Annotated in this window: 12 protein-coding genes; 7 read left to right on the top strand and 5 right to left on the bottom strand. The window is 69.5% G+C overall.

Annotated features, from left to right (window positions below; all coding sequences use genetic code 11):
- Window positions 1-4: 4 nt before the first annotated feature.
- The 4 genes from AUL34_RS04390 (at window position 5) to AUL34_RS04375 (ending at window position 6961) form a co-directional block, all read left to right on the top strand.
- Window positions 5-919: a DUF58 domain-containing protein gene (locus tag AUL34_RS04390; protein WP_061931606.1), complete on the top strand. Its 915-nt coding sequence runs from the start codon at window positions 5-7 to the stop codon at window positions 917-919.
- Window positions 919-3774 (top strand): DUF4159 domain-containing protein, encoded by a 2856-nt coding sequence (locus tag AUL34_RS04385; protein WP_061931604.1) that lies wholly within the window; start codon window positions 919-921, stop codon window positions 3772-3774. The genes AUL34_RS04390 and AUL34_RS04385 overlap by 1 nt, the downstream gene beginning before the upstream one ends.
- Window positions 3775-3778: 4 nt before the next feature.
- Window positions 3779-5854, top strand: coding sequence for a hypothetical protein (locus AUL34_RS04380; RefSeq protein ID WP_061931602.1), 2076 nt, complete (start codon window positions 3779-3781; stop codon window positions 5852-5854).
- Window positions 5855-5944: 90 nt separating this feature from the next.
- On the top strand, window positions 5945-6961 hold the full coding sequence (locus AUL34_RS04375) for a patatin-like phospholipase family protein (RefSeq protein WP_061931600.1): 1017 nt from the start codon (window positions 5945-5947) through the stop codon (window positions 6959-6961).
- 60 nt (window positions 6962-7021) lie between these two features.
- On the opposite strand, the gene AUL34_RS04370 is transcribed toward AUL34_RS04375, so the two are convergent.
- Window positions 7022-7531, bottom strand: a complete 510-nt coding sequence (locus AUL34_RS04370; RefSeq protein WP_061931598.1) for a GNAT family N-acetyltransferase — start codon at window positions 7529-7531, stop codon at window positions 7022-7024.
- 238 nt (window positions 7532-7769) lie between these two features.
- Between AUL34_RS04370 and AUL34_RS04365 the strand changes: the two genes are divergently transcribed.
- Window positions 7770-8756, top strand: coding sequence for a glutathione S-transferase family protein (locus AUL34_RS04365; protein WP_061931596.1), 987 nt, complete (start codon window positions 7770-7772; stop codon window positions 8754-8756).
- Here the strand turns inward: AUL34_RS04365 and AUL34_RS04360 are convergent, their stop codons facing one another.
- The gene (locus AUL34_RS04360; RefSeq protein ID WP_061931594.1) at window positions 8757-9221 is read right to left on the bottom strand and encodes an NUDIX domain-containing protein; all 465 of its coding nucleotides are present in this window, start codon (window positions 9219-9221) and stop codon (window positions 8757-8759) included.
- Window positions 9222-9266: 45 nt separating this feature from the next.
- Here AUL34_RS04360 and AUL34_RS04355 point away from each other — a divergent pair, with 45 nt between their 5' ends.
- Both AUL34_RS04355 and AUL34_RS04350 read left to right on the top strand, forming a co-directional pair.
- Window positions 9267-10208 (top strand): metallophosphoesterase, encoded by a 942-nt coding sequence (locus tag AUL34_RS04355; RefSeq protein WP_061931592.1) that lies wholly within the window; start codon window positions 9267-9269, stop codon window positions 10206-10208.
- 117 nt (window positions 10209-10325) lie between these two features.
- Window positions 10326-11504 carry a benzoate/H(+) symporter BenE family transporter gene (locus tag AUL34_RS04350; RefSeq protein ID WP_061931591.1) on the top strand — a complete coding sequence of 393 codons (1179 nt, stop codon included), beginning with the start codon at window positions 10326-10328 and terminating at the stop codon, window positions 11502-11504.
- Here AUL34_RS04350 and AUL34_RS04345 read toward each other — a convergent pair.
- The 3 genes from AUL34_RS04345 to AUL34_RS04335 form a co-directional block, all read right to left on the bottom strand.
- Complete coding sequence (locus AUL34_RS04345) at window positions 11480-12097, bottom strand: hypothetical protein (RefSeq protein WP_244492438.1); 618 nt, start codon at window positions 12095-12097, stop codon at window positions 11480-11482. The two genes, AUL34_RS04350 and AUL34_RS04345, sit on opposite strands and share 25 nt — an antisense overlap.
- A gap of 108 nt (window positions 12098-12205) precedes the next feature.
- On the bottom strand, window positions 12206-13897 hold the full coding sequence (gene leuA, locus AUL34_RS04340) for a 2-isopropylmalate synthase (RefSeq protein WP_061931589.1): 1692 nt from the start codon (window positions 13895-13897) through the stop codon (window positions 12206-12208).
- Between the two features lie 399 nt (window positions 13898-14296).
- Entirely contained in the window at window positions 14297-14662 is a 366-nt protein-coding gene (locus AUL34_RS04335) for a hypothetical protein (protein WP_061931587.1), read from the bottom strand.
- Between the last annotated feature and the right edge of the window lie 52 nt (window positions 14663-14714).

Here is a 14714-nt window from a genome sequence, read left to right as displayed (position 1 = left end):
AATCATGGCAGCCATCGGGCGCATCACGGAAACGGTCGGCGGTGGCGAGGCTCTTCACCGCGCGCGCCAGAGGGCCGCGCTTCTGCCCGACCTTCTGGTCGAGGCGCGACGCGTCTCGGCCTCCGTGGCCTCCGGCTGGCACGGCCGGCGTCGGCGGGGAACCGGCGAGAACTTCTGGCAATTCCGGCCCTTCGTGGACGGCGAGCAGGTGTCGCGCATCGACTGGCGCCGCTCGGCCCGCGACGACAACGTTTATCTCAGGGACCGCGAGTGGGAGGCAGCACAGACCGTCTGGCTCTGGGCCGACCCCTCCCCCTCCATGCTCTACCAGAGCCGCGATGGGCTGGTGTCGAAGGAAAGCCGGGCACTGGTCCTCGTCCTGGCGCTGGCCGAGCTTCTGGCGCGATCGGGCGAACGGATCGGCTATCCCGACGTGATGGCGCCCGTTTCGGCGCGCAACGCGGCCGAACGCATCGCCGCCGCCCTTCAGACCAACCGGCCGGCCGGCGGGTTTCCTGCGACCGACCGGCTCAAGCGCTTCAGCGAGATCGTGCTCGTCGGCGACTTCCTCGATCCCGTGGAGGAACTGACCGGGCGCATCGACCTCCTCGCGCGCCAAGGCGTACGGGGACACGTCGTGCAGGTGGCCGACCCGGCCGAAGTCGCCTTTCCCTATTACGGCCGCACCGAATTCCAGGATCCCGAGACCGGCGCCAAGCTTACCGCGGGACGCGCCGAGGCGCTGCGCGATCTCTACCGCGACGCCTTCGAGGCGCGTCGCCAGTTCCTCGGCGAGCACTGCCGGCGGCTCGGCTGGAGCCACACGTTCCACGCCACCGACCGTCTCGCCTCCGAGCCACTGGTCGCCGTCCACGGCCATCTCAGCGGCCAGCCGCAGACGATGAAGGCACGCGCCTGATGGGCGCCCTGTCCTTCGGCGCGCCGCTCATCCTCGCGGGTCTCCTGGTCCTGCCGGCGATCTGGTGGCTGCTGCGCCTCACCCCGCCTCGGCCGCAGACGGAGACCTTCCCGCCGCTGCGCATCCTGGAGCGCGTCCTCAAGCGGGAGGAGACGCCCGCCCGCAGTCCCTGGTGGCTGACGTTGCTTCGGCTGCTCCTTGCCGCCTTGGTGATCCTGGCGCTCGCCGCGCCCATTCTCAATCCACGTGAAAGCGCGCTTTCTGGCGATGGGCCCGTGGTGGTGATGCTCGACAACGGCTGGGCCAGCGCGCGCGACTGGGACGAACGCCGCCAGGCGGCCGAGGACCTGATCCGGGAGGCCGGCGAAGCGGGACGCCCCGTCTCGCTGCTGCTGACCGCCGAGGACGCCGCCAACGACGCGGCGCCCGTGGAAGCAGCCACTGCGCTCGAACGCCTCGCCGCCGCGGAACCGCGCGCGATCGCGCCCGATCGCGCGGCCGCTGCCACGCGGCTGTCGGCGGTGCTGACGGGTCAGGGCGGTGCGAGCCTTGCTTACCTCAGCGACGGCCTCGATGGCGGCGGCCTCGAGGCAGCCACGGAGACGTTGCGCAGGTTGGCTCCCGCCCAGACCATCCTCTACGCCCCGCCGATCGCAACCCTCGCCGGGCTAACGGGTGCCGAAAACGCCACCGACGCGCTGGTTGTCCAGGCCGTGCGGCCCGAGGGCGAAGCCGGCCCGGCGACCTACCAGCTTCGCGCCCTCGATGCGCAGGAGCGCGAGATCGGCCGCGCCCCGCTCGTCTTCGCGGCCGGTTCGGCGAAGGCCGAGGCGCGCTTCGCCATTCCGGTAGAATTGCGCAACGACGTCGCGCGCATCGAGCGCGAGGGCCTCAACGACGCAGCCTCGGTGCGCCTCGTCGACGAGAGCTTCCAGCGCCGGCGCGTCGCGCTCGTCTCCGGCGAGGCGGCCGACATCGCCCAGCCGCTCCTGTCGCCGCTCTACTACATCACCCGCGCGCTGGAGCCCTTCGCCGACCTCGTGCGCGCCGGGAGCGCCGATCTCGGCACCGCCATTCCCGCGCTCGTCGAACAGCGCCCGTCGGTCATCGTCCTCGCCGACATCGGCGTGCTGCCGGAAGCGGCGACCGAAGCGTTGGACGGCTTTCTCCAGAACGGCGGCACGCTGGTGCGCTTCGCCGGCCCGCGCCTCGCCGCCTCCACGGCGGAAGACACGCTCGTGCCGGTGCGCCTTCGCGGCGGCGAGCGCCAGCTTGGCGGCGCATTGTCGTGGTCGGAGCCGCAGCAACTGGCGCCGATCGCGGACGGAAGCCCGTTTGCCGGCATCACCGTTCCCGCCGACGTCACGGTGTCGCGCCAGATCCTTGCCGAGCCCTCGGCGGACCTTTCCGAGCGCACCTGGGCGAGCCTTGCCGACGGCACGCCGATCGTCACGGCCGCCACCCGTGGGGCCGGCACGATCGTGCTCTTCCACACCACCGCCGAGGCCACCTGGTCGAACCTGCCGATCTCGGGGGCCTTCGTCGACATGCTGCGCCGCATCGTCTCCCTGTCGCGTGGGGCCGTCGGCGCGGACGGCGGTGCGGCCGAGACCAGCCTGCCGCCCTATCGCGTGATGGACGGCACGGCCCGGCTCGTGCAGCCCGGACCCGAAATCCGCCCGCTCGTGTTCGGTCCCGACGCCGCGCCCGGACCCAGCCTCCAGAACCCGCCCGGCCTCTACGGGACCGCCGAGGGATACCGCGCCTTGAACCTTCTAGGCTCCGACGCCACCCTGCGTCCCCTTCCGCCGCTCGATCTAGGCGCACCGCCTTCGCTGCGCGCCTACGGCACGGCGGGATCGACCGACCTGACGCCCTGGCTTTTCGCAGGAGCGGTGGCGCTCTTCGCGCTGGACGCGCTCGCGCTCCTCTGGCTGCATGGCGGCTTCGCGCGTCTGCGGCGCAGCGTCGGGCGACGTGCGGCCCCGGCGGCGCTAGTTCTGGCCTTCGTGCTGGCCGGCGCGGGCGCCCCGATCGACCGGGCCTTCGCGCAAGGATCACCCTCCCCCGCCGCTCTTGCGACGCAGGGGCTGGAGGGCGTCGATGCCGCGCGCGCGATCGCCGCGACCGAGACGACCCATCTCGCCTATGTCGAGACCGGCGAGGCGGCGACCGACGAGATCTCGCGCCAGGGGCTCGACGGCCTGTCGCAGTTCATCGCCTCGAAGACAGCGCTAGAGCCGGGGCCGCCGATGGCGGTCGACATCGCGACGGACGAGCTGTCCTTCTTCCCCATCCTCTACTGGCCGGTCCATCCCTCGGCCCCGATGCCGAGCGAGGAGGCGATCAGCCGGGTCGACGCCTACATGAAGCAGGGCGGCACCGTGCTGTTCGACGTGGAGGGCGACGCGATGGGCGATCTGTCCGGCACGGTGGTCTCCGAAGGACAGCGACGCCTGCGCGACATCCTGGCCGACCTCGACATTCCCCCGCTCGAGCCGGTGCCCGCCGACCACGTTCTGACCAAGGCCTTCTACATCATGGACAGCTTTCCCGGCCGCCACACGGGCTCGGACCTCTGGGTCGAGTCGCTCGTGCGCTCGGCCGATGCCGAGGCGCGTCCGGCAAGCGCGGGCGACGGCGTGTCGTCCATCATGATCACGTCCAACGATCTCGCCAGTGCCTGGGCCGTCGACGACAGCGGGCTCTTCGTCTTCCCCACCGACAACGCCGACCCCTCGCAGCGCGAATACGCCTACCGGGCCGGGGTCAACATCGTGATGTACGTCCTGACCGGCAACTACAAGGCCGATCAGGTCCACGTGCCGGCCCTTCTCGAACGCCTGGGGCAGTGACGCGATGAGCTGGTCGATCGACGTCTCGCCGTTCTTCTCCTGGACGGTCATCGCGATCCTCGCAATACCGGCGGCGGTGCTGGCGATCGCGCTGCTTGCCGCGCGCATGCGCGGCGCCGTGGTGCGCAGCCTCGCACTTGCCGCCCTCATTCTGGCCCTTCTCAACCCGGTGGTTCTGCGCGAGGACCGCGATCCCCTGAAAAGCGTCGTCGCCGTGGTCGTGGACCGCAGCCAGAGCCAGACGATCGGCGAACGCACGGCGCAGACCGACGCGGCGGTGGAGCGCCTGCGCCAGAACCTCGCCGCCTATCCGCAGTTCGAGGTTCGCACGATCGAAGCCCGCTCGGCCGGCGAAGGCGATGCCACCACCGCCCTCTTCGGGGCGCTGCGCGACGGATTGCGCGACGTCTCGCCCGCCCGCGTCGGCGGCGCGATCATGGTGACGGACGGACAGGTTCACGACATCCCGGAACAGGCCCAGGCACTCGGTTTCGACGCTCCGGTGCATGCGCTCGTCACCGGCCGGCCGGACGAGTTCGACCGGCGGCTCGACCTCGTGACCTCGCCGCGCTTCGCTCTGGTGGACCAGCCGCAGACGTTGACCTTCCGCGTGGTCGAGGAGGGCCAGGGGGCGTCCACCAATCCGGTGGAGGTGCAGATCTTCCTGAACGGCGACCTCGTGGAGCGCCGGAACGCCGTGCCCGGCCAGGAGGCGCTGGTCCAGATCACCCTGCCGCGTGCCGGCAAGAACATCGTGGAGCTTTCCGCCGCCCGGACCTCAAGCGAGATCACGCCGGTCAACAACCGCGCCATCGCCGTCATCGACGGCATCCGCGAGAACCTGCGCGTGCTCCTCGTCTCGGGCGAGCCGCATGCGGGCGAGCGCACCTGGCGCAACCTCCTGAAGTCGGACGCGGCGGTGGACCTCGTCCACTTCACCATCCTGCGCCCGCCCGAGAAGCAGGACGGCACGCCGATCAACGAGCTGTCGCTCATCGCCTTCCCGACCCGCGAGCTCTTCGTCGAGAAGATCGAGGACTTCGACCTCATCATCTTCGACCGCTACCAACGACGCGGCGTGCTGCCGACGCTCTATTACGACTACATCGCGCAGTACGTGCAGAACGGCGGCGCCATGCTGATCGCTTCCGGGCCGGAATATGCCGGGCCCGACTCCGTCGCCAACTCGCCGCTCAGCGCCATCCTTCCGGCCCTGCCGACGGGCCAGGTGGACCAGCGCGCCTTCCGGCCCGTCCTTTCCGAGCTCGGCCGCAAGCATCCCGTGACCCGCGACCTGCCGGGTGCCCAGGCGACGCCACCGGACTGGAGCCCGTGGTTCCGCTCGATCGACGTCGGAGAGACGCGCGGCGAGACCGTGATGACCGGGCCGGACGGCAAGCCGCTTCTCGTCCTCGACCGGGCCGGAGAAGGCCGCGTGGCGCTTCTCCTGTCGGATCAGGGCTGGCTCTGGTCGCGCGGCTTCGAGGGCGGCGGGCCGCACGTTCCGCTGTTCCGGCGGCTGGCGCACTGGCTGATGAAGGAGCCGCAGCTGGAGGAGGAGGCGCTGGACGCCGAAGGCCTCGGCAACGAGCTGACCGTCACGCGCCACACGATCGGCGACGATCCCGGCCCGGCCACCGTGGTGACGCCATCGGGGCGTGCGGTGCAGCTGCCGCTGGCCGAGAGCGGCGAAGGCGAATGGCGCGGCACGCTCAACGCCGACGAGCTCGGCCTCTATCAGGTCGCGAACGGGGACCTGCGGGCCCTCGCCAATGTCGGCCCCGTGAACCCGCGCGAGTACCGCGAGGCGATTTCCACCACGGCCAAGCTCGAGCCGATCGCGGACGCCACGCGCGGCTCGGTGCGCCGGTTGGCGGAGGCGACGGGCGACGTGTCCGTTCCGCGCATCGTGCCCATCTCCGGCCGGGCGAGCGCGGAGGGGCGCGACTGGATCGGCCTGAAGACCACGGAGGAAAGCGTCCTTCGAGGCGTCGACCGCACCCCCCTCTTCGCCGGGTTCCTCGGCCTCGCCGTCCTGCTTCTGGCGCTATCGGCCACCTGGTATCGCGAGGGCCGCTGACCTATCTCGCAGATGCAGCATGACGAGCGGGCATCATCGTCCCGGGTCACGCGTCGATTGTCGGGGGGACCGGATGGAAGGCTCGGAAACATGGTCCGCATCTGTCTCGCGCTGCAAGGCGGCGGCGCGCACGGCGCCTTCACCTGGGGCGTGCTCGACCGCATCCTCGAGGACGGCACGATCGACATCGCAGCCGTCAGCGGCACCAGCGCCGGCGCGCTGAACGCAGCCGGCCTGTCTGCCGGCATGGCCGGCGGCGGGCGCGAGCGCGCCCGCGAGGCGCTGCATCGCCTCTGGGAGACGGTCTCGGCCCGCTCGCCGCTCGGCGCCGTGGAGAGCAGCTTCCCGTTCTTTCCGTTTCCGCGCACCATGGTGCATCAGGCGATCGAGCAGGCGCGCTCGTTCAGCCAGTTCGTCTCGCCTTATGGCCCCGGCCGCTCCGCCGCCAATCCGCTGCGCGCCGTCGTGGAAGAAGCGATCGACCTGCCGCTTCTCCAGACGCAGACGGCCATACCGACCTTCGTTTCGGCGACGGATGTCGAAGCTGGCAGCGTGCGCGTGTTCACGGGCAGGGAGTTGACCGCCGACGCGCTCCTCGCCTCCGCCTGCCTGCCGGACGTCTTTCGTGCCGTCGAGATCGACGGGCGGCACTACTGGGACGGCGGCTATCTCGGCAACCCGATGCTGACGCCCCTCTTCACCACCGACCACGGCACTTCCGACCTTCTGATCGTGCAGGTGACGCCCTTCGTGCGGCCTGGCGTGCCGGACACGGCGGAGGAGATCATGGCACGCGTCAACGAGATCACCTTCAACACGTCGTTGATGCGCGACCTGCGCATGCTGACGGAGACCAAGCGGCTGGTGCGCGACGAGGACCTGGAGAACCCGGTGATGCGCCGGATCGCGGACCTGCGCCTCCACATGATCTCGGCCGGCGAGGAACTGACGCGGCGTGGCGCGGTCGGCAAGCTCGACACCCGCTGGTCGGAACTCACCGACCTCCGGGATCTCGGCCGGGCGGCGACCGACGCTTGGCTGGAGCGTCACCGCCGGGATCTTGGACACCGCACCTCGCTTCCGACCGACGTCGAGAGGTTGGTCTAGAGCCGCCTATCCTTCGCGTTGCGCGGTCGTGAAACCGGCTCGGCTCTCAACGGAAATGCGTCAGCGGGGCTCCACCGTGCCGGCAACGCCTTCCCAGGCACCGGCAACGAGTTCGAGCCCGAGGATGCGCGCTTCGTCGACCGGGCCGGGCATCCGCACCGATCCGACGGGCAATGGCCTGTAGCCGAGGGGCATGTAGTAGGCACGGTCGCCGACGAGGAAGATCGCCCGCTCGCCCGCGATCCGCGCCGTCTCCGCCGCCATTGCGAGCAGCGTGCGCCCGATGCCCCGCTTCTTGAACCGCGGCCGCACCGCGAGCGGGCCGAGCATCACGACGTCCGTGCCGCCGATCGAGACACGTGTCTGGCGCACCGATCCCACGACCTCGGCGCCGAGGATCGCGACCAGCGACAGGGCGGGATCATGGGGCGCGCGCTCACGCACCCGCTCGGCCGCACGCGTGAAGCGGCCCGGGCCGAAGGCCTCGGCGGCGATGTCGTCGATGACGGCGGCGTCCTGGCGAGTTTCCGCGCAGAAGCGCAGGTCGAGTTCCCTGGCGATGGACAGCATGGACGGGCTTTCGAAGATGAGGCGCTGCGGCTTCGCCCCCGCTTGCCCGCATTCCCGGGTCAGGCGTTGGCGGCTTGGATACCGGCGGCTCCTGCCGCCCTCTGGCGTCGTCGTCGCAGCATGGGAAAACCCGTGGTCCTCGGGGCCTGCCTATCGGCCGGCACGCTCCATATCATCGCTTCGAGCCTGCGTCGAGAGCGAGGCGATCGGCGGCGCGAATGCATGAGGGAATGATCGGATGGGCCTTCTGGTGGACGGCAAGTGGCAGGACAAGTGGTACGACACCAAGGCGTCCGGCGGCAGTTTCCAACGCTCGAAGACGGCGTTCCGGCGCTGGGTGACGCCGAATGGCGAACCGGGCCCGGACGGGCAGGACGCCGTACCGGCCGAGCCCGGGCGCTACCATCTCTACGTCTCGCTCGCCTGCCCCTGGGCGCATCGCACGCTGATCCTGCGCAAGCTGAAGAAGCTCGAGGACGTCGTCTCGCTCTCCGTCGTGGACTGGTTCATGGGGTCCGAAGGCTGGACCTTCTCCGACCGGCAGGGGACCGTGCCGGACACCGTCAACGGTGCGAGCCGGCTCTACGAGGTGTACCTGAAGGCGGACCCGACCTTCACCGGGCGTGTGACCGTGCCCGTCCTCTGGGACAGACACGACGGCACGATCGTCAACAACGAGTCGGCGGAAATCCTGCGCATGTTCAACTCGTCCTTCGACGCGTTCGGCGATGCCACCGTGGATTTCTGTCCCGCCGACCTCCGGGGCGAGATCGAGGCGGTGAACGAGGAGGTCTACGAGGCGGTCAACAACGGTGTCTACAAGTGCGGTTTCGCGACGACGCAGGACGCCTACGAGAAGCCGTTCCACGCGCTCTTCGAAACGCTGGACCGTTTGGAGGATCGCCTGTCGCGCCAGCGCTATCTCGTGGGCGAGCGGATCACCGAGGCCGACTGGCGTCTGTTCACGACCCTCGTCCGCTTCGACCCGGTCTATGTCGGGCACTTCAAGTGCAACTGGCGCCGGATCGCCGACTATCCCAACCTGCAGGCCTACCTTCGGGAACTCTACCAGTGGCCGGGCGTGCGCGAGACCGTGGATTTCCATCACATCAAGCATCACTACTACGAGAGCCACGACATGGTGAACCCGACGCGTATCGCGCCGCTCGGTCCCGAACTCGACCTCGACCGACCGCACGGGCGCGAGCGGCTCCGGGCCGCGTGACTACCAGTCGGGCGTAGGCTCCGCACCGTCCAGGACTTCCGCGAGGCGCCGCCTCGTGGCGGGCGTCGTGGCGGGCGGCAGCGCGTCGAGCGCGAAGAAGCCGCTCTCGGCGATCTCCCAGTCGGGCCTGCGCGGCGTCGTCTGCCGCGCACGGTCGCAGCGGTAGACGAGCACGTGGTCCCGGCCTTCCCTGCGATTGTAGTAGACGCCGACGAGCCTCGGCGTCTCGTCGCAGACGAGGTTGCCCTCTTCGCGAGCCTCGCGCTGGACCGCCTCCAACGCCGTCTCGCCGGGGTCCACGGCGCCGCCCGGCATGTACCAGCCTTCGCGGTAGCCATGACGGACGAGGAACACCCGGCCCTCCGCGTCCAGCGCGACGATGCGCGCGCCGAGCGTCATCGACCGCGTGGCGAGACCCCAAACGCGAAGCAACCGTCCGAGTGGCCCGGCAATCCACGACCTCACGCGCGTCCTCTTCCCAAGGGCCGACGACCGGCTAGTTCATCCGCCATGTTTCGCATCGCTCATCTGTCCGACATCCATCTCGGCCCGCTGCCCGAGCTTTCCTACCGCGAGCTCGCCACCAAACGCATCACCGGCTACATCAACTGGCAGCGCAATCGAAAGCGCGCGATGTTCGGCGACACGTTGCTGAAGCTCGTCGCCGACCTGAAAGCCCAGGCGCCGAACCATGTGGCGGTCACCGGCGACCTCGTGAATCTCGCCACCAAGAGCGAGATCACCGGCGCGCGGATCTGGCTGGAGGACCTCGGCGATCCCGCCTGGGTCTCCGTCGTGCCGGGCAACCACGACGCCTACGTGCCGGGCGCCCTGAAGCGCGTCTACAAGGAGTGGCACCCCTACCTCATCGGTGACGCCGGCAGGACGCCTCATCATCGGCACTATCCCTACATGCGCGTGCGCGGACCCGTCGCCATCATCGGCACGTCGAGTGCCGAGGCCACCGCGCCGTTCTTCGCGACCGGCACGTTCAAGCGCGGCCAGGCGCTGGCGACAGCACGCCTCCTTGAAGAAGCGAAGGCGCGCGGCCTCTTCCGCGTCGTGATGATCCACCACCCGCCGATCGCCGGTGCGGCGGCCTGGTCGAAACGCCTGATCGGCAAACAGTTCTTTTCGAAGGTGATCCACGACGCCGGTGCCGAACTCGTGCTGCACGGTCACACCCATCTCGACACGCTCTACTGGCTCAACGGCCCCGACGGCGAGAAAGTGCCGGTGGCCGGCATTCCCTCGGCGAGCCAGAACGCCGGCGGCTCCAAGCCCGCCTCGCGCTACAGCCTGTTCGAGATCGAGGGCGAGCCCGGGAACTGGTCGCTGATCCAGCGCGAACGCGGTCTGCGCGCCGACGGGACCGCGATCGACTGGATCCGGCAGCGGCGGCTCCTGCGGGACGGCACGGCGGCGGAGGTTCGGGACGAGGCCAACCCGTAGCGAGAGGATCGCCCGCGCCTGGCTTACGCGAACCGTGCACCGACGCACGACTTGCCACGCCGGGAAGATGAGCGCTAAGGGCGCGGCAACGCCTGCCGGCCCTGCGAGACCCATTCGATGCGCTTCCCTCCCCTCGCCGCCGTTTCCGCGGGCTTCCTCGCGGCCTTCGTCGGGTTCGCGAGTTCCTTCTCCGTGGTCCTGCAGGGGCTCGTCGGCGTCGGCGCGACGCCCGAGCAGGCAGCGTCCGGCATCCTCGCCCTGTCGCTCGCGATGGGCGTCTGCGGTATCCTCGTCTCCTGGCGCACGCGCATGCCGATCTCCGTCGCGTGGTCGACGCCGGGAGCGGCGCTGCTGGCGGGCGCCGGCGTGCCCGACGGCGGCTTCGCGGCAGCGGTGGGCGCCTTTCTCCTCGCAGGCGCGCTGGTGGTCCTATCGGGCCTCGTCAAGCCGATCGGCCGCGCCATCGCATCCATCCCCGTCTCGCTCGCCAACGCGATGCTGGCTGGCATCCTCCTGCCGCTCTGCCTCGCGCCGGTGAAGGCGGTCGCCTCGATCCCGCTTCAGGCGCTCGCCGTGATCGCGGTCTGGTTCGTGGTCGGGCGGTGGAACCGGATCCTCGCCGTTCCGGCCGCCGCCGTCGCGACCTTCGTCCTCATCTTCGCCGCCCACAGCGCTTCGAACGGCGCGGCGGCGGTCGTTCCCAGTCCGATGTTCGTCGCGCCCGAATGGTCGGCGACGGCGATGATCGGCATCGCCCTGCCCCTCTTCCTGATCACCATGGCTTCGCAGAACATTCCGGGCCTCGCGATCATGAAGGTGAACGGCTACGCGCCGGAACCCGCGCCGCTCTTCACGGCGACCGGCGTCTTCAGCATGCTGTGCGCCCCCTTCGGCGGCCATGCCGTCAACCTGGCGGCGATCACCGCCGCGATCTGCGCGGGCGAGGAAGCCGGACCGGACCATACCCGGCGCTGGTGGGCCGGGATCGTCTCGGGCCTTGCCTATATCGGCTTCGGACTGGTGGCCGACTGGGCGACGGACTTTGCCGGCCAGTCCCCGGCGCTGGTCCAGACGGTTGCGGGGATCGCGCTGATCGGCGCCTTCACGGGCGCGCTCGGCGGGATGGTCGCCGAGGTCAGGGATCGCGAGGCGGCGATCCTGTGCTTCGTCACCACGGCGTCCGGAACGGCGTTCCTAGGGATCAGCGCCCCTTTCTGGGGTCTCGTCGTCGGCGGCATCGCCCTTCTGGCGAGCCGCCTGCGGCGTTCGCGTCAGACCAGCGGCGCGCCGCGATAGGCGGCGATCGCCATCAGGATACCGGCGCCGACCACGATGCCGATCATCAGCCAGGACAGGGCGATCACGAAATCCGTCGAGCGCGGGCGTGGCGCCAGACGGATCGGCTCCAGCGTCGCGGCGGCGGCGATCGCTGCCGGGCGCTCCGTCGGGCGCAGACCGATCCCGTCGGAGGCCGCGAAGGCGCGGTCGCGCTCCACCATCCGCTCCGCGACGTATTCGGTCACCTTGTCCACGATGACGTGGCTCTCGCTCGATTCGGCGAGCGTGACGCGCCCGAGGCGCGTGTCGCGCACGAAGCGATAGGTGCGCCGGTCTCGCGCCATCAGCACCTGCGCCGTGCCGTCGATCCAGAACCGCGGCTGCGGTCCGCCCGACAGGGTGAAGTCGAAGAGGTCGTCGCCTGCGGGAACGGCGTCGATGATCGGCTGCAGTTCCTCGGCGAAGATCTCGAGACGCGCGCGGTCGGCCTCGCGGATATCGATCACGATGTCGGTGCGCTGCGAGGACGCGATCTTGGCCGCACGCACGGCGTCGGCCAACCGCTTGGTGCCGCTCGCCACCGACAAGGCGCCCTTGGACTCCATCATCATGCCACCTCAACCTCGCGCGGCGGGCCATCATGGCCCGCCGTACGGTTTTCACGCGTAGCGCTCCTGGCTTTCGCGAAGCCGGAACGGTCCGTCGCCCCGAAGGTTTCGTTAACCGTCTTTATCGACGATCCGATTGACGGCTGCAACGATGGCGCGCAGCGAAGCGGTTGTGGCGTTCTGGTCGATGCCGGCGCCGAATGCGCGCCCGCCTGCATGCTCGATCTCCATGTAGGCGATGGCCGAGGCGTTGGAGCCGCGCTGGAGCGAGTGTTCGGAATAGTCGGCGACCGAGAGCTCGAGCCCGAGGTGCCGCGACAGGCCGTCGATGAACCCGTCGATCGCGCCGGTCCCCCGGCCCTCGATCTCCACGGTCTTGTCGCCATCGCGAATCGTCGCCGTCACGCTTCGCCGCGAGGGGCCCTGCTCCGGCCGGGTGAAGTGCTCGACATAGGAGAAGCGCGCGCCCGGCTGCTCCACGTATCGCTCGATGAAGCGGTCGTAGATGCGCTTGACGGGCAGTTCCTTGCCTTCCTCGTCGGTGATCCGCTGGATGTCCTCGCGGAAATCGACCTGCAGGTTGCGCGGCAGATTGATGCCGTGATCGGCCTGCAGCACGTAGGCGATGCCGCCCTTGCCGGACTGCGAGTTGATGCGGATGATCGCCTCGTAGGAGCGGCCGACGTCCTGCGGGTCGATCGGCAGGTAGGGCACCTCCCATTGCGGCTTGTTGGCGACCTTCGCCGCCTTCATGCCCTTGTTGATCGCGTCCTGATGCGAGCCGGAGAACGCCGTGTAGACGAGCTCGCCGACATAGGGGTGCCGCTCGGGGATCGCGAGCTGGTTGCAGTGCTCGTAGACCTCCTTCATCCGGTTGATGTCGGAGACGTCGAGCTCGGGATCGACCCCTTGCGTGTACATGTTGAGCGCCAGCGTCACGAGATCGACGTTGCCGGTGCGCTCGCCGTTGCCGAAGAGCGTTCCCTCGACCCGGTCGGCGCCCGCCATCAGGCCGAGCTCGGTCGCCGCGATCGCGGTGCCGCGGTCGTTGTGCGGATGGAGCGACAGGATAATGCAGTCGCGCTTGTCGAGGTTGCGGCTCATCCACTCGATCTGGTCGGCATGGACGTTGGGCGTCGACATCTCGACGGTGGCCGGCAGGTTCAGGATCAGCCGGTTCTCGGGGGTCGGCCGCATCACCTCGGTGACGGCGTTGCAGATCTCCAGCGCGAAATCGAGCTCGGTGCCGGTGAAGCTCTCCGGCGAATACTCGAAGCGGAACCCGCCGCCGGCCTTGTCGGCCATCTCGGCGATCATCTCGGCCGCGTCCACCGCGATCTGGCGGATGCCGGCGCGGTCCTTGCCGAACACGACGCGGCGCTGCAGCTCGCTGGTCGAGTTGTAGAAGTGGACGATCGGATTCTTCGCGCCTTCCAGGCTCTCGAAGGTGCGCGTGATCAGCTCCGGCCGGCACTGGACGAGCACCTGGAGGGACATGTCGTCGGGCACGCCCCCTTCCTCGATGCACCAGCGGGTGAAGTCGAAGTCGGTCTGCGAGGCCGAGGGGAAGCCGATCTCGACCTCCCGGAAGCGCATGTGCTTGAGGAGCGCGAACATGCGCGACTTGCGCTCCTGGCCCATCGGGTCGACGAGCGCCTGGTTGCCGTCGCGCAGGTCCACCGAGCACCAGATCGGCGCCGTCTCGATGCGGCGCGAGGGCCACTGGCGATCCGGCAGGTCGACGGCGGGATAGGGCTGATACTTTTCGGCGGCCTTGGGCATCACCGGCATGGATGCGGACATGACGAAACCTTGCTCGTTCGGCGAAGACGGTGCGGCCACGGGCCGGCTTACGCGCGTCTTTCAGGAATTGGGAGGAGATGTAAAGCCGAAGAGACTGGACGCTGCCGAGGGTGTCGCGCGCCGGCTCGACCGCCGGGCGCCCCTTCGATCAACGGGCCCGACGATCGCCGCTAAGGACGAGAAGAAGCGAGCGGAGAAGCAGACGCGCGTCGGCGCCGCGCGAGCGCGCGGGCGTCGGGGCCATGGGGCCGAAAGGGGCGTGTGCTTCGATCATCTGAGAGAAGGATGGCCTGCGCCGCGCGGGAAGGCAAGTCCCATAAGCACCAGAAACGAAAAAGGCCCGGTCCTTGCGGATCGGGCCTTCGAGGAAGAGGCGGTCGGAGCCGCCTCGCCGTGCGATCAGAACGAGTCGGAGCCCGGGACGATGCGGACCACCGTCGGCGCGCCGGCCGTGTAGCCACCGCCATAGTTGCCGCGGATCACCGAGTTCACGGCGTTCGAGTCGGCGGCGTGCGTCTCGAAGCGCGAACCGGGGACGAGGTTCACGGCCTCGCCCGTGGCGGCCGGGTAGCCGAAGGAGCGGGTCTCGGTGACGGTCGCGCTGGGGGCAGCGGCGGTCTCGCCACGGATCACGCTGTTGACGGCGATGCTGTCGGCCGCACGATCGGAAGTATCGGAGCCCGGAACCAGGCCGGAAGCAGAAGCCGCGCCGGTAAGAGCGGCAAGCGATACCGCAACGGCCGAAGCAAAGACGGAAATCTTCATTGTTCTTGTCCTTATGAAATATTCGGCGCGCCAGCACATCGTCTCTGCAAAT

Source organism: Aureimonas sp. AU22, from assembly GCF_001463745.1.
Classification (GTDB): domain Bacteria; phylum Pseudomonadota; class Alphaproteobacteria; order Rhizobiales; family Rhizobiaceae; genus Aureimonas.
Note: the sequence above shows the minus strand (reverse complement) of the source record. Positions and strands in the feature narration are given on the sequence as shown.

Excerpts from the sequence above, each read along its gene's own strand:
- AUL34_RS04390 (WP_061931606.1), top strand. The coding sequence starts at position 5 with ATGGCAGCCATCGGGCGCATCACGGAAACGGTCGGCGGTGGCGAGGCT.
- AUL34_RS04385 (WP_061931604.1), top strand. The coding sequence starts at position 919 with ATGGGCGCCCTGTCCTTCGGCGCGCCGCTCATCCTCGCGGGTCTCCTG.
- AUL34_RS04380 (WP_061931602.1), top strand. The coding sequence starts at position 3,779 with ATGAGCTGGTCGATCGACGTCTCGCCGTTCTTCTCCTGGACGGTCATC.
- AUL34_RS04375 (WP_061931600.1), top strand. The coding sequence starts at position 5,945 with ATGGTCCGCATCTGTCTCGCGCTGCAAGGCGGCGGCGCGCACGGCGCC.
- AUL34_RS04370 (WP_061931598.1), bottom strand. The coding sequence starts at position 7,531 with ATGCTGTCCATCGCCAGGGAACTCGACCTGCGCTTCTGCGCGGAAACT.
- AUL34_RS04365 (WP_061931596.1), top strand. The coding sequence starts at position 7,770 with ATGGGCCTTCTGGTGGACGGCAAGTGGCAGGACAAGTGGTACGACACC.
- AUL34_RS04355 (WP_061931592.1), top strand. The coding sequence starts at position 9,267 with ATGTTTCGCATCGCTCATCTGTCCGACATCCATCTCGGCCCGCTGCCC.
- AUL34_RS04350 (WP_061931591.1), top strand. The coding sequence starts at position 10,326 with ATGCGCTTCCCTCCCCTCGCCGCCGTTTCCGCGGGCTTCCTCGCGGCC.
- AUL34_RS04345 (WP_244492438.1), bottom strand. The coding sequence starts at position 12,097 with ATGATGATGGAGTCCAAGGGCGCCTTGTCGGTGGCGAGCGGCACCAAG.
- leuA (WP_061931589.1), bottom strand. The coding sequence starts at position 13,897 with ATGTCCGCATCCATGCCGGTGATGCCCAAGGCCGCCGAAAAGTATCAG.
- AUL34_RS04335 (WP_061931587.1), bottom strand. The coding sequence starts at position 14,662 with ATGAAGATTTCCGTCTTTGCTTCGGCCGTTGCGGTATCGCTTGCCGCT.